This window comes from Herbiconiux sp. A18JL235, from assembly GCF_040939305.1.
Taxonomy (GTDB): domain Bacteria; phylum Actinomycetota; class Actinomycetes; order Actinomycetales; family Microbacteriaceae; genus Herbiconiux.
The window spans coordinates 3640458-3654232 of sequence record NZ_CP162511.1 but is presented as its reverse complement, the minus strand read 5'-3'; the positions used below and the strand labels follow the sequence as shown (position 1 = coordinate 3654232).

The window sequence follows — 13775 nt, the reverse complement described above, 5'->3', positions numbered from 1 at the left end:
CGGAAGGATAGTCAATATGCCCGATTCGCGAAGTTCCGCCGTGCGTCGCCCGGGAGCCCGCGCGGCGTCCGCCGCGCCGCGCTCCTACACCTCGGCTCTGCGGGCGGAGCAGGCGGCGAACACCCGCCAGCGCATCCTCGACGCCGCCGCGTCGTGCTTCGCCGCGAGCGGCTACGCGGGAACCTCACTCGCCGACATCGCCGCTGCGGCCGGCGTCTCGGTCGAGACCGTGAAGCTCAACGGGCCGAAGCGCGAACTGCTGATGGGGGCCTTCGAGCAGGCGTTCAGCGGCAGCGAGGGGCGGGAGACGATCGCCGAGCGCGAGGTCGGCCGCGACATCCGTTCCCGGGTCGACGACGAGGAGTTCCTGCGCGGCTACCTCCACTTCGTGGCCGAGGCGAACCGCCGCACCAGCGGGCTGTGGGCGAGCTTCCTGAGCGCGGCGTCGTCAGACCCGTTGGTGAAGGAGTCGCTCGACGACCTGCTGGCCCGCCGGCGCAAAGACTTCGCCGCCGCCGTCGACGAGCTCGTGCGGCGCGGTCTCGTCGCCGCCGACACCCCGCCGAAACGGCGCGCCGAGCTCGCCGCCGCGCTCTCGTTCCTGGTCTCGCCCGAGAGCCACCAACAGCTGGTGGAGCAGTCGGGCTGGAGCATGAAGCGCTACGAGGAGTGGCTGCGCGAGGTGCTCGGCCGCGTGATCTTCACGGCCTGACGGTCACGGCGCCGCGGCCGCCGGTTCCGGAGACCGCTTCCTCAGGCACAGCACCAGCAGCACCGCGCCCGCGGCGAGGCAGCCCAGGTAGATGAACCCCATCGGTGTCTGGCTGGTGTCGGGCAAGCCCGCCGCAGAGGCCATGGTGAGGGCGACGAAGAGGTAGCAGACGGCGCTCGTGAGCCCGCCGATGAGTCCGAGATTGCGGTCGAAGAGCCCGAGCGCGAGGCCGTACGCCAGCGGGCAGAGCGCACCGCAGCCGAGCATCACGAACACGCCGCCGAGGGTGATGAGCACGAGATCGGGCCCCACCAGCACGCCGCTGGCGGCGAGGATGATCGCCCCGACGCCGAACGACGCCAGCGCCGAAAAACCCAGGGTGCGCGACGACACGCGCGTCGCCAGGGCACCGGTGGCGAGCTCCCCGGCGAGGTTCGCGGCGCCCACGAGGAGGGCGATCAGCCCGTAGGCGGCGGGCGGCACCCCCAGCGCGTTCTGGTAGACGACGGGGGCGATGGTGCCGAACAGCAGTTGGGCGCTCGCGAACACGGCGAACACCAAGGTCAGGCCCACGAACAGGGTGCGCCGGAAGGCGCTGCCCAGCACACGGGCGATCACGCCGGGCCGGATCGGGGTCTCCTTGCCCGCGGCGAGCGTCTCGGGCAGTAGCCGCCAGACGACGAGGAGGGCGACGACGCCGAGCGCGGCGATGAGGCCGAAGATCACCCGCCAGGAGACGAACTGCACGAGGAGTCCCCCGATCGCCGGGGCGATCACGGGCGCGAGCCCCCACGAGGCGCCGAGCCAGCCCGACAGCGAGGTGAGCTGGGGGCCGCGCGAGGTGTCGGCGGCGATGGCGTACACGACGACCATGCACGCGCATCCGCCGACTCCCTGCACGAAGCGCAGCACGAGCAGCAGCCACACCTCGTCGGTGACGGCGATGCCGATGCTCGCCAGCACGAGGAGCGCCAGGCACACCAGCAGGGTGGGCTTGCGGCCCCGGGCGTCGGCGATGATGCCGACCGGCAGGAGTCCAAGCGCCATGCCGAGCACGTAGGCCGAGACGGAGTTCTGGATGACCGTGTTGCTCGTGCCGAACTCCGCGACCATCGCCGGGATGGCGGGGGTGTAGACGTCGATCGGGAACTGGCTGAGCGGGATGACGCCGAGCAGCATGGCGACGAGCAGTCGTCTGCTCGGCAGCCCCGGCGCCCCTCCGGTGACGGTGCGTGACGTGTCGGCACCCATGGTCTCCCGCCCCCCTCGGCTTTGGGCCAGTGTAGTGGTGACGCGTGGTGCGGCATCACGCCGATCGAAGGGATTCCCATGGCTCAGAAGGTGTGGTTCATCACCGGTACCTCGCGCGGCTTCGGCCGGGAGTGGGCGACCGCGGCTCTCGAACGCGGCGACAGCGTCGCGGCTACGGCGCGCGACGTCTCGTCGCTCGACGATCTGGTCGAGCGGTTCGGCGACCGCATCCTCCCCCTTCAGCTCGACGTCACCGACCGCGAGGCCGACTTCGCGGCCGTCGAGCAGGCGGTCGAGCGCTTCGAGCGCCTCGACGTCGTCGTGAACAACGCCGGGTACGGCCAGTTCGGCTTCATCGAGGAGCTCAGCGAGAAGGAGGTGCGCGACCAGTTCGAGACCAACGTGTTCGGCGCGTTCTGGGTGACCCAGGCCGCCCTTCCCGTGCTTCGCAGGCAGGGTGGCGGTCACCTCGTGCAGGTGTCGTCGATCGGCGGCATCTCGGCTTTCGCGAACATCGGCGTCTACAACGCCTCCAAGTGGGCGCTCGAGGGGTTCTCGCAGGCGCTCGCCCAGGAGGTCGCGCCGTTCGGGGTGAAGGTGACGCTCGTCGAGCCCGGCGGCTTCAGCACCGACTGGGGCGGAGCCTCGGCGAAGCACGCGGCCGAGCTCCCCGACTACGCCGAGGTTCACGCCGCGTCGGCCGAGGCGCGCAGGTCGCGGGTGGCGTCACCCGGCGACCCGAACGCCTCGGCCGCGGCCATCCTCCGCGTGGTCGACGCCGAGGAGCCGCCGCTGCGCGTGTTCTTCGGGTCGAGCCCGCTCCAGGTCGCGAAGGCCGACTACGAGAGCCGTCTCGCGGAGTGGGAGGCGTGGCAGGAGGTCTCGGAGCTGGCGCAGGGCTGACGATCAGGCCTGATCGAGCGCCTCGACTCTCTCGAGCGCCTCGACCGCCTGCCGGGTGTCGTCGCCGACGAGGTCGGCGTTGATCATGGTGGCGGCCATGACGCCCGCCGCCACGGCGACCGGCACGAGTGCGCCGGGGAAGGCGGCGTTGCCCGCCACCCACACTCCCGGCACCGAGGTCAGCCCGGTGAAGTCGGAGGCGACCCACTCGCCGTAGGCGTCGCCCTTCGCTGCTCCGAGCTGGTCGAGCAGGGCGTCGTTGTTCACCATGCGCGGTCCGGCGAACACCACGTCGAACTCACGCACCGATCCGTCGCCGAGGCGGAGCCCCACGAGCTCGCCCGCCTCGTCGGCGACGAGCTCCTGCAGCGCGGTGTCGACGATCTCGATGCCCCGCGCTTCGAATCCCCGGCGGGTCTCGGCGTCGAGCGAAGCGGCCTGCGGCCCGACGAACGCCACCTGCGACGACCACTGCCGCAGCAGCGACGCCTGGTGCGCGCTCTGCGGTCCGGTGGCGAGTACGGCGATGCGGGAGTCGCGGTTCTCCCAGCCGTCGCAGTAGGGGCAGGCGAACGCGCCGCGCCCCCATTGCTCGGCGAGTCCGGGAATCGCGGGGAGCTCGTCGGTCAGACCCGTGGCGATCACGAGCCGGCGACCGGTGAGGATGCGCGGGCCGGTTTCGTCTGCCCCGCTCGCGCCGACGACGCTCACCGCGAACGCCCCCGCGCTCCCGCTCACGGCCTCTGCCCGCCCCTGCACGATGGTCGCGCCGTAGCCGACCACCTCGGCGCGCCCGAGTTCGAGCAGTTCGAGCGGCGGGATGCCGTCGCGGGTGAGGAAGCCGTGCATGTGCGCGGCGAAGCGGTTGCGGGGGAGTCCGGCATCGATCACCGCGACCTTCCTCCTGGCGCGTGAGAGCACGAGGGCCGCGCTGAGCCCGGCGGAGCCGCCGCCGACGATGATCACATCGAAGCTGTCTTCTGTCATGCCCCAACGCTCGCCGAGATGGTGGCGAATCGCAAAGCTCTGTGCTGAAATAGCAACATGGATCCGACCCGAGCCGAACGCATCGGCAGCCGACTTCGTGCCGCCCGGGTGAACCGCGACTCCACCCTCGCCGAGGTCTCAGCCGAGACGGGAATCTCGGTGAGCACCCTCTCGCGGCTCGAGTCGGGCAAGCGGCAGCCGAACCTCGACCTGCTCATCCCGCTCGCGTCGGCACTCGAGGTGACCCTCGACGACCTCGTCTCCGACGCGGTGCCCGACCCGCGGGTCGAGCCCCGGCACTCCCGTAGGCCCGGGGCGAGCACCTACTGGCTCTCCCGCGAGAACTCGCCCACGCAGACCGTGCGCATGGTGCTCACCCCGGTGGCGGGTGAGGTTCCGATGCAGCGCACCCACGACGGGTTCGAATGGCTCTACGTGCTCTCGGGCAACCTGCGCCTGCTGCTCGGCGACCACGACCTCGTGCTGAGGCCGGGCGAGGCGGCGGAATTCGCCACGCGCATCCCGCACTGGCTCGGCTGCGCCGACGACCAGCCGGTCGAGATGATGTGCATCTTCAGCCGCGACGGCGAGCGCATCCACGTGCGGGCGCAGACCGAACCCGACCGGCGGGTGGGTCGCTGATGGGCCCCGGCGAGCTGCGCCCCGGTGACGCCGTGCGGTTCGGCGGAACCATCGTCGGCTTCGGCACCGCCTCGGGAACCCGCATCGTGGTGGGCCTCTGGCGCAGCTCGCCGTTCGGGCGTTTCGCCGACGTGATGGTGCAGGATGCTGCGGGCCATCGCATCCTTCTGGCGCCGTCGCCCGAGGTCGCCGATTTCGTCTCCGCCACCTACCGGTTCGACGAGGTGCGGGTGGTGCCGGTGCGGTTCGGGGGCAGCAGCCGGCTCGTCGGCATCCATGCCGGCCGCCTCGCCGTGAACGTCGCCGTCGGCCGTCCTACGGCGCTCGGCCTCCTGCTGCGGTCGGTTCCCGCACGGCTCGCCACCCACCCGCGATGGCTCGCGGCCATCGACCCCGTCGCCGCGGCCGTGATGCCCGGGGTGCACACCGCGGGAACGGCGGGCGGCTCTCGTCGCGAGTACTACGGGGTCACCGCGGTGCGTGAGCTGGCCTGGGCCGAGGCGGCGCTCGAGGGGAGGGACCTCGGGGCCTTCGGTCCGCTCGACCCGCCCGTGGGCTTCGGATTCGGCTCGGCGCCCCCACGACCGTCGGCCGTCGACCTGGTGACGACGATCAGGCAGGGTACGCCGGTTCAACCCACGCTCGTCGATCAGGCTCAGTAGAACAGCTGGAAGCTCGCCGCGTAGAGGAGGTTGCCGAGCACTCCGACGAGCGTGGCGGCGCCCAGCGCGGTGCCCGCCGCCGCGAGGGCCTTGCCCAGCCCACGCCGGGTGAGTGCGATGAGACCGACGATCAGCGCGGCGAGACCGAGCAGCCCGTTCAGCACCATCGCCACCCCCGACAGTGTGCCGACGGAGTAAGGATCGCCGCCTGCGATCATCGCCGCCTGCGCGAGCAGGAAGATCAGCCCGAGCACCGACGGAATCGCCCCGAGGATGAGTGCGACCAGGCCGAGACGGTTGCGTGCGAGACCGTTCGCCGAGGTGCTGCCGGAGGTGGGGGCTCCGAATGCGTGCTGCTGCTCCGACGGGTTCGCCCCGTACCCGGGGTGGCGCGGTTGAGCCTGAGTTGCCTGCGGCGCACCGTATCCCGGATGCTGTGGCTGGTTGCCGTACCCGGGGTGCCGTTGCTCCTGCCCGCCGTACCCGGGATGCGGCTGTGCGGGCGCGCCGTAGCCCTGCTGCGCCTGCCCCGAGAACTGCGGCGGTGCCGGCGGCGTGCTCGGGGGAGCTGCCGGGGGAGCGGAGGGTGCGCTCGGTGGCGCCGTCGGCGGCTCTGTGGGCGGTGTGCCCGGCGTCGAGGGCGGCTCGGTCGACTGCGTGGGCGATCCCCATCCGACGTTGGCGTCGGGGTGCTCGGGCCCGGTCGGCTGGCTCTCGGTCGGCTGGCTCTCGGTCGGCTGGCTCATGGAGGCGTCCTTCCTCTGGGTGGGTTCCCGCTCGGCCCCTGCCCGGATGCGGGTCTACTCCCTGCCTACTCCCGTCGCGGCCGGATCGGGAAGCGGATCGGGCGTCGCGGGCTCCACCAGGACCGTCTCCCGCTGCATCCGCACGCACACCACCCCCGCCACGATGAGCGCGCCGCCGAGCGCCTGCACGAGCGTCGGAACCTCGCCGAGCAGCAGCCAGGCGAAGAGCACCGCGAACAGCACCTCGAGCAACCCGACGAACGACGCCAGACGTGAGCCGAGGCGGCCGGCCCCGATGAGGCTCGCGAAGTAGGCGAAGGCTGTGGCCACCAGCACGACGACGGCCATCGGTGCGAACCACGGCACTTCGCCGAACCCGGCGATGTCGACCTCGTCGAAGGCGATGGCGAGCGGCACCAGCCCGGTCGCCCCCACCGCGGCCAGCGCGACCGACCCGCCGATGAGCCCGACGCTCACCAGGGTGACCGGGGGCAGCTCGCCGGTGGGGAGCGCTGCGATGAGGTAGTAGCCGGCCAGGCACAGCGCGGCGAGCACCGCGAACAGGATGCCGAGCGGGTGCAGACCGCCGCCGCCCGACGGATTGATCACCAGCACGAGGCCCGCCACGCTCAGCACGGCTCCCGCGACGGTGAGGAGTGCGGGTGCGATCCGGCTGCGCCCCCACGCGAGCAGCACGAGGAGGATGGGTGCCGTGTACTCGATGAGGAGCGCCACCCCGACGGGGAGGTACTGGATGGACGCGAAGTAGAACACCTGCGAGCCCACCACGGCGATGACGGCGTAGCCCACGATGAGCTTCCACGACGAGAGGAGCAGGTGGTAGCGCCCGCGCAGGGCGATGAGCGCGGGCACGAGCAGCACCAGGCCGCCGGCTCCGGCGCGCACGGCGACCGCGGCGGCTGGCGACCAGCCCGAGTCCAGCAGCGGTTTCACGAACGGGCCGCTGGTGGCGAAGGCGGCGGCCGCGGCGAGCGCGAAGATCAGCCCCGAGGTGCGGTGGGAAGTGGGGGAGGAGGTCATGGCGCCGGCCTGTCAGGAGTCATTGCGGTTACACTGCTGACAGTAGTGTCCCGACCTGTCAGGAGTCAACATGGTCTTCGCCTATGACACCGAGGCGACCCTGGTGTTCGCCGCCGAACTCGTCAACACCGCGGCCGGTGTGGCCGGCTCTGACGACGACGCCCTCGCCGACGTGCCCTCGCTCGTGACCCTGCTCGACGAGCACGACTACTCCGGGCGCCGCGACCTCGACGACGACGAGCTGCAGGGTGTGCGGTCGCTGCGGGGCGAGTTCCGCCGGCTGTGGGAGGTCGATCGCGACGAGGCCGTCGATCTCGTCAACGGCATGCTGCGCGAGGCCGGTGCGCTGCCCCAGCTCGTGCGGCACGGCGACTGGGACTGGCACCTCCACGCGACCGAGCCCGACGCACCGCTCGTCACGCGCATCCGGGTGGAGGTGGCGATGGCGTTCATCGACGTCATCCGCAGCGACGAGTACGAGCGCCTGGGTCTCTGTGCCGCCGACGACTGCGCCGGAGTCGTCGTCGACCTCTCGCGCAATCGCTCGAAGCGCTACTGCGACGCCGGCAACTGCGGCAACCGGATGAACGTGCTGGCCTATCGCGCCCGTCGCGCAGGAGGATAGTCGCGCCGGAGGGTGGCCGCGCGCGCCGGTGTCGGTGGCTCGTGATTGAGTGAACCTCATGAACGGCGCGCGATGCACCACACCGGCCCGGGCGCTCTCGCCCGGCGACGAGTTCGACGTCGTGCTCGCCGAGCTGGTCGAGATCGAGCGGTCCATCGCGGCCGCCGAGGGGCGCCGCGCGCGGTTGCTCGCTCGGGCCGTCGTGCTCTCGGAGTCGATGAACGGAGTCGCGGTGGGGGCCACGGAGGTCGCCTCGGCGTCGGTCGCACCCACACGGGAGGCGGCCCGCCGGTCCCTCGTCGCCGAGGTCGCCTGCGCGACGCTCCGTTCGGAGGGCACCGTGGCGCGGTGGGTCAACGAGGCGGAGTGCCTGGTCCACGATCTGCCCTGGTTCCTCGAGAAGGTGGAGGCGGGGGTCGTCTCCTACGCCCACGCCCGCCGAGCCGTGCCGCACGTGCTCAGCGTGCCCGCCGAGGCGCGGGCGTCGTTCGAAGCCCGGCTGGTGCCCCTCGCGCAGGAACTCACGCCGGCGCGCTTCGACGATCGTGCCCGCCGGCTGCGGGAGGAGGTGCATCCCGAGTCCATCGTCGAGCGCACGCGGCGTGCCCGCGACGGCCGAGGGGTCTGGTTCGAGGCCGAGCTCGACGGCATGGCGACGCTCCACCACCGCCTTCCCGCCCTCGACGCGGTGGCGATCGACGACCTCATCGACCGGGTGGCCCGCTCGCTGCGCGCCGACGACGATCCGAGAACCCACGCCGAGCGGCGCTCCGACGCCCTCGGAGACATCGTGCTCGGAGGCCGCGACGGCGCTCGCCGCATCACACCGACGGTCATCGTCACGGTGCCCGCCGCCACGATCGCGAACGTCGCACGGGAGCCGGGTGCGCTGCACGGCTACGGGCCGATCGATCCCGACACGGCTCGCGCCATCGCCGCCACGGCTCCGACGTTCCTGCGGGCTCTGGTGCACCCCGACACCGGAGACACCATCTCGGTGCTCCGTCGTCGCTACCGCCCCACGGGCGACCTCCGCACGGCGCTCATCGTCGCCGACGAGACCTGCCGCTTCCCCGGCTGCGGCCGGCGGGCGTCACGCTGCGAACTCGATCACACGCGCGACTGGGCTCTGGGCGGTGACACGAGCCCCGCCGATCTCGCGCACCTCTGCTCCCGGCACCATCACCTCAAGCATGATCACTCCTGGCGCGTGGAGGTGGCCCCCGGGTGGGGCGCAACCCGTTCGGCGGGAGCTCGTCGGTTCGGCCCGGCCGCCCGACCATGTGCTCACCACCACCGAGACCATGCCGAGCTCGCGGAGTCTGCTGTTCACGAGTCCGCGTGGCAATCGCTACCTCACGCACGCTCCGCGTTTCGGTGCGCCGTCGCGGTCCGTGCCGCCGCCGCCCGATCCGCCGGTACCGTTCTGATGGGGCCGGATCTGATGGGGCTAGAGCAGCTTGCGCAGGGTGCGAAGGTTCCGCGTGGTGGTGGTCGACTTGAAGCGCGCCTTCGCGAGGTACTTGGCGAAGGGGGTGTCGGTGCTGCTCCCCTTCGTGACCTCCCAGTACAGCACTCCCGTGCCGGGAGCCGTGCGTTCGCCGCCGTCGGTGCCGGCGCCGCTCCCCTCGGGATCGAGCGAGCCCGCCTCCTTCGTGATCTCGCGAAGCACCGCCTCGTCGGAGGCGAACACGACGTAGGGCTGCATGCCGTCGGTCTCGTCGAACGGGTAGGCCTCGACGATGCCGGCGAGCCTGTCGTGCTCGAGCAGCACGATCCACGCGTCGTACCCGAAGCGCTCGCCGAGGCCCTTCTCGATGCGCTTCTTGAGAGCGGCATCCTTCGCGGTCGTGCCTCCCTCATCGGTCTCGAACAGCACGTTCCCCGAGGCGAGCACCGTCTTCACGCCCTCGAACCCCAGCTCGCGGAACAGGGCTCCGAGCTCGGCGCTCTTCACCGTGATGCCACCCACGTTCACGCCCCGCAGCAGGGCAACCCACTTGGTCATGCCCAACAGTAACTCCGGCGGGGCCGTCGGCGTTCTAGGCGGCGCGGCGCTCGCGGCCGGCGTGGTGCGAGCGCCCCTGGGGTGTCCGGCGCTCGATCCGCCGGGGGCGATCCTCCCGCTCGCGTCGAGCCCGGTCCCAGCGGTCGCGGTCGAGGGCGAACTCCACGGTGCCGTCAGTCTGCCGGGCGCAGTCGCGTCGCGTGCGCTCGACGAAACCGAGCCGGGTGGCGAGGGCCACCGACCGACGATTGCGCGCATCCGTCACCGCCGTCACCTCCCGAGCCTCGAGTCGCTCGAAGGCGAGGTCGCGCACGGCGCGCGCCGCCTCGGTGGCGTACCCCTTGCCGCCGTGGGCGGGGTGCAGCACCCAGCCCATCTCCACCGAGCGCTCATCGCGAGCGACCTTCCGGAGATGCAGGGAGACGTCGCCGATGAGCCGCCCGTCGAGCTCGACGGCGAGGGCGAGGAAGTCGTCGGCCTGCCAGAGCCGCACGTGGCGGGTGCGATCGCGCAGGTGCCGCGCCGAGAGGCGACGGTCGCGTTCGGGCCACGGCAGGAACTCGGTGACCGAGGGCTGCGCCTGCAGCTCGAACCAGTCGGCCGCGTCGCGAGCCGCAGCACGATGCGGGCGCAGCAGCAGCCGCTCCGTGCGCAGCTCGGGGGCCTCGAACGGATGCTCGGTGCGCTCCCCACGGAGCACCCGGGGTCGGCGCAGACCCGCCGAGGCGAGGGCGTCTTTCGCGGCGCGGAACATCCGTCGGGTCTCGGAGACGCTGATCTGAGTCATCTGCGAGACGGTACGCCGCGATCTCAGGCGGGTCGTATGCGATCGTGTGAGGTCTCTATGAATAGGCATCGACCAGTACCAGGCCCTTGCGCGCGCTCGGAACAATGGGAGGATGGCAAGCTCTCCCGTCTCCGACGAACTCGCGTCTTCGGGCCGTCGACGCGCGGTCCTGGCGAGGCTGCCGCGCATGTACCGGCCCGACGGCTCCGCCATCCGGGTGCTGCTCGTCGACGACGAGATGGTGCTGACGAGTCTCGTCAGCCTCGCCCTCGCCTACGAGGGGTGGACGGTCGACGTCGCCCACGACGGCGGCACCGCCCTGCAGAAGTACCGCGAGGAGCGACCCGACGTCGTGGTGCTCGACATCATGCTCCCCGACACCGACGGCATCTCGCTGCTGCGCCAGCTGCGCGAGCTCGAGGGTGGGGCGCCGACCCTCTTCCTCACCGCTCGCGACTCGGTCGACGACCGCATCATCGGCCTCACCGCCGGCGGTGACGACTACATGACCAAGCCGTTCAGCCTCGAAGAGCTCGTCGCCCGCCTGCGCGGCCTCCTCCGCCGCTCGATGATGACCACCTCCGACGAAGACTCCCGCATCGTCGTGGGTGACCTCCTCCTCGACGAGTCGAGTTACGAGGTCAACCGCGGCGGTGACCCCATCTCGCTCACCACCACGGAGTTCGAACTGCTGCGCTACTTCATGCGCAACCCGCGCCGGGTGCTCTCGCGCGCTCAGATCCTCGACCGGGTGTGGAACTACGACTTCGCCGGCAAGGCCTCCATCGTCGATCTCTACGTGTCGTATCTCCGCAAGAAGATCGACGCCAACCGGCCCTCGATGATCCACACCGTGCGCGGGGTCGGCTACGTGCTGCGGGCCGCGGAATGACCGTGCGCCGACGCGCCCGCCGGCCGTGGACCCTGCGGAGCCGCCTCGTCGTCGGCACCGCAGCGGTGGTGACGGCCGTGCTCGTGACGGTGGGCGTCGTGAGCAGCGTCACCCTGGCGAGCTCCATCACCCACGTCGTCGACACCCAGTTGAGCGCGTCGATGTCGTCGTTCACCTACGCCGTCGAGAAGTACCGCTACGGCGTCATGATCGACAGCGGCCGGCACATCGACCCGCACCCCGAGAAGCCGCTCACCGACTACACCGGGCAGGCGCCCGGAACCGTCATCGCACTGCTCGACGAGGGCAGCGGCGACGGCAGCGGCGGCGTCGCCACCGTCATCGACTCTGCCCGCTTCTCCGATTCCGACGCCGAGGCGCTCCCTCCCGCCGTCGTCGCGCAGCTCGAGGCGGCGTCGCTCGAGCCCGGCACCCAGCAGACCCTCCAGCTCGACGGGCTCGGCAGCTACCGGGTCGCCGTCGAGCCCGACAGCCGGGGCGACCTGCTCGTCACGGGCATCTCCATGGCCACGGCCGACGCCGCGGTGCTGCAGGAGACCGTCATCATGGTGGTGCTCGCCCTGATCGCCCTGCTCGTCATCGTGGTGGGCGTCATCGTCGTGGTGCGGCTGGCGCTCCGCCCGCTCGGCCGGGTGGTGGGCACCGCCGTCGCCGTCACCGACATCCCGCTCGACCGCGGCGACGTGGCGATCACCACCCGCGTGGGTGAGGCCGACACCGACCCCCGCACCGAGGTCGGCAAGGTCGGGGAGGCTCTCAACCAGCTGCTCGCCCACGTCGACGACGCCCTCGCGGTGCGCGCCGAGACCGACAAGCGGATGCGTCGCTTCGTCACCGACGCGAGTCACGAACTGCGCACGCCGCTCGCCGCCATCCAGGGCTACGCCGAGCTCACCCGGCAAGACGCGGCCTCGCTCCCCGAGATCACGGAGTACTCCCTGGCGCGCATCGAGTCGGAGGCGAAGCGCATGAACTCCCTCGTCAGCGACCTGCTGCTGCTCGCGCGCATCGACGAGGGCCAAGACCTCCACCTCGACGAGATCGACCTCGGCGAGGTCGTGGTCAACGCGGTGAGCGATGCGAAGGCCTCCGCCCCCGGCCACCACTGGTCGGTCGAGGTTCCGGATGCTCCGGCCCTCGTCACCGGAGACCGCGAGCGCCTGCACCAGGTCGTGCTCAACCTGCTCTCGAACGCGGCGGTCCACACCCCCGACGGCACCAGGGTCTCCACCACCCTTCGCATCGACCCGGGGGCGCCGGCGGCGGGCGCGGCCGGCAGTGCCGCGGTCGGCGAGACGGTGGTGCTGGACGTCGCCGACGACGGCCCCGGCATCCCCGAGTCGCTGCAGCCCGAGCTGTTCCAACGCTTCGCCAGGGGTGATTCGTCACGGTCGCGCCGGGCGGGGAGCACGGGCCTCGGGCTCGCCATCGTCGCCTCGATCGTCGAGGCCCACGACGGTACGATCGGTGTCCATTCCACTCCGGCCGGAACACGCTTCACCGTGCGGTTCACGCGGGTGGCCGGGGCGGTCGCAGCCCCGCCGGCCGGCCGTGTGCGCCCTCAGGTCACCGAGTCGGCGGGTTAGCGGCCGAGGAGGCGAGTCCGAGAGCCGAGCGCTCGCGCGCGACGGCGACGACGCGGATGATCACCGTGGCCACCACGAGGGCCGTCGCGGTCACGACAGCCGCGGTCGCCACCGCACCCGAGACGAGTTCACCGGTGGTTCGTGAGACCGCGACCCAGACCAGACCCCAGGCGAGCGAGGCGGTGGGGGCGAGACGCCCCGCGCCGAACACGGCGAGACCGAGACCGGCGACACCGGCGACGACGACGATCGTGACACCCCACGCATCCGGGGCGAGACCCCAGCCGTCGAAGCCGCAGGCGGTGAGCAGAGCGGTGATGTTCGCGGCAGTCGCCACGCACACCCAGCCCAGATAGAGACCGACGGTACCGTCGACGAGCACCGACTCGATGACGCCCTGGCCGCGGCGCCGGGTGCGCACCACCAGCACGAACGCGACGAGCAGGGCGACGAGCAGCACCACGATCACCACGGCGCTCACCGCGAGCAGCCCCGCCTGGACGCTGAGGATCCACGCGGCGTTCAGCACCAGGGTCGCTGCGACGGGATAGCCGAGGGTGCGCTGCCTGCGCGCCGAGTCGCCCTCGCGCGACTGCGCCGGGAGCAGCTGCCACACCGCGTAGCCGATGAGGCCGAGGTAGATCGCCGACCAGATCGAGAAGGCGGGCCCCGCCGGGGCGAGGAGGGTCGCATCCGCCGACAGTGCACCGCCCGCCGCCTCCTGGATCGGGGTGCCACCGGCGGCCCCCGACCCCACGAAAGCACCCACGACGGCGAGCACCGCGCACACTGCGACGACGACGCGGCGCACCAGATCGGACCTCATGGCGACGACCCTACCCATCTCGAGCCCGTGCCGCCCGTGCCCCGCGTGCGCCGCCGAGCCGCGCCCGGGAGCCGCTAGCGTGTGCT

Annotated in this window: 14 protein-coding genes and 1 pseudogene; 8 read left to right on the top strand and 7 right to left on the bottom strand. The window is 71.8% G+C overall.

Translation table 11 applies throughout. From position 1 onward, the window contains the following. Positions 1 to 16: 16 nt before the first annotated feature. On the top strand, positions 17 to 712 hold the full coding sequence (locus ABFY20_RS17215; RefSeq protein WP_368497427.1) for a TetR/AcrR family transcriptional regulator: 696 nt from the start codon (positions 17 to 19) through the stop codon (positions 710 to 712). Positions 713 to 715: 3 nt separating this feature from the next. Here the strand turns inward: ABFY20_RS17215 and ABFY20_RS17210 are convergent, their stop codons facing one another. Next, on the bottom strand, positions 716 to 1963 hold the full coding sequence (locus ABFY20_RS17210; RefSeq protein ID WP_368497426.1) for a Bcr/CflA family efflux MFS transporter: 1248 nt from the start codon (positions 1961 to 1963) through the stop codon (positions 716 to 718). Between the two features lie 78 nt (positions 1964 to 2041). Between ABFY20_RS17210 and ABFY20_RS17205 the strand changes: the two genes are divergently transcribed. Next, a complete protein-coding gene (locus ABFY20_RS17205; protein WP_368497425.1) occupies positions 2042 to 2866 on the top strand; it encodes an SDR family oxidoreductase in 825 nt (274 codons plus the stop codon). 3 nt (positions 2867 to 2869) lie between these two features. On the opposite strand, the gene ABFY20_RS17200 is transcribed toward ABFY20_RS17205, so the two are convergent. Continuing rightward, positions 2870 to 3853, bottom strand: a complete 984-nt coding sequence (locus ABFY20_RS17200) for an NAD(P)/FAD-dependent oxidoreductase (protein WP_368497424.1) — start codon at positions 3851 to 3853, stop codon at positions 2870 to 2872. A gap of 57 nt (positions 3854 to 3910) precedes the next feature. Here ABFY20_RS17200 and ABFY20_RS17195 point away from each other — a divergent pair, with 57 nt between their 5' ends. Both ABFY20_RS17195 and ABFY20_RS17190 read left to right on the top strand, forming a co-directional pair. Next, on the top strand, positions 3911 to 4495 hold the full coding sequence (locus tag ABFY20_RS17195; RefSeq protein WP_368497423.1) for a helix-turn-helix domain-containing protein: 585 nt from the start codon (positions 3911 to 3913) through the stop codon (positions 4493 to 4495). Next, complete coding sequence (locus ABFY20_RS17190) at positions 4495 to 5157, top strand: hypothetical protein (protein ID WP_368497422.1); 663 nt, start codon at positions 4495 to 4497, stop codon at positions 5155 to 5157. Before ABFY20_RS17195 ends, ABFY20_RS17190 begins: the two co-directional genes overlap by 1 nt. Here ABFY20_RS17190 and ABFY20_RS17185 read toward each other — a convergent pair. Next, positions 5151 to 5903, bottom strand: a complete 753-nt coding sequence (locus ABFY20_RS17185; protein ID WP_368497421.1) for a hypothetical protein — start codon at positions 5901 to 5903, stop codon at positions 5151 to 5153. The two genes, ABFY20_RS17190 and ABFY20_RS17185, sit on opposite strands and share 7 nt — an antisense overlap. A 54-nt stretch (positions 5904 to 5957) precedes the next feature. Next, a complete protein-coding gene (locus tag ABFY20_RS17180; protein ID WP_368497420.1) occupies positions 5958 to 6944 on the bottom strand; it encodes a DMT family transporter in 987 nt (328 codons plus the stop codon). Positions 6945 to 7014: 70 nt separating this feature from the next. Here ABFY20_RS17180 and ABFY20_RS17175 point away from each other — a divergent pair, with 70 nt between their 5' ends. Both ABFY20_RS17175 and ABFY20_RS17170 read left to right on the top strand, forming a co-directional pair. Continuing rightward, positions 7015 to 7569, top strand: coding sequence for a CGNR zinc finger domain-containing protein (locus ABFY20_RS17175; protein WP_368497418.1), 555 nt, complete (start codon positions 7015 to 7017; stop codon positions 7567 to 7569). Positions 7570 to 7627: 58 nt separating this feature from the next. Continuing rightward, positions 7628 to 8605, top strand: a pseudogene (locus tag ABFY20_RS17170) (DUF222 domain-containing protein); the annotation flags it as partial. A gap of 414 nt (positions 8606 to 9019) precedes the next feature. Here ABFY20_RS17170 and ABFY20_RS17165 read toward each other — a convergent pair. Continuing rightward, on the bottom strand, positions 9020 to 9577 hold the full coding sequence (locus ABFY20_RS17165) for a DUF1697 domain-containing protein (protein WP_368497416.1): 558 nt from the start codon (positions 9575 to 9577) through the stop codon (positions 9020 to 9022). Between the two features lie 34 nt (positions 9578 to 9611). Next, positions 9612 to 10364 carry a GNAT family N-acetyltransferase gene (locus ABFY20_RS17160; RefSeq protein WP_368497415.1) on the bottom strand — a complete coding sequence of 251 codons (753 nt, stop codon included), beginning with the start codon at positions 10362 to 10364 and terminating at the stop codon, positions 9612 to 9614. A gap of 187 nt (positions 10365 to 10551) precedes the next feature. Here ABFY20_RS17160 and ABFY20_RS17155 point away from each other — a divergent pair, with 187 nt between their 5' ends. Further along, the gene (locus ABFY20_RS17155; RefSeq protein WP_368499817.1) at positions 10552 to 11256 is read left to right on the top strand and encodes a response regulator transcription factor; all 705 of its coding nucleotides are present in this window, start codon (positions 10552 to 10554) and stop codon (positions 11254 to 11256) included. Then, the gene (locus tag ABFY20_RS17150; RefSeq protein WP_368497414.1) at positions 11253 to 12863 is read left to right on the top strand and encodes a sensor histidine kinase; all 1611 of its coding nucleotides are present in this window, start codon (positions 11253 to 11255) and stop codon (positions 12861 to 12863) included. Before ABFY20_RS17155 ends, ABFY20_RS17150 begins: the two co-directional genes overlap by 4 nt. Here the strand turns inward: ABFY20_RS17150 and ABFY20_RS17145 are convergent. Continuing rightward, on the bottom strand, positions 12844 to 13689 hold the full coding sequence (locus ABFY20_RS17145) for a tryptophan-rich sensory protein (RefSeq protein ID WP_368497413.1): 846 nt from the start codon (positions 13687 to 13689) through the stop codon (positions 12844 to 12846). The genes ABFY20_RS17150 and ABFY20_RS17145 overlap by 20 nt on opposite strands. Positions 13690 to 13775: the final 86 nt, after the last annotated feature.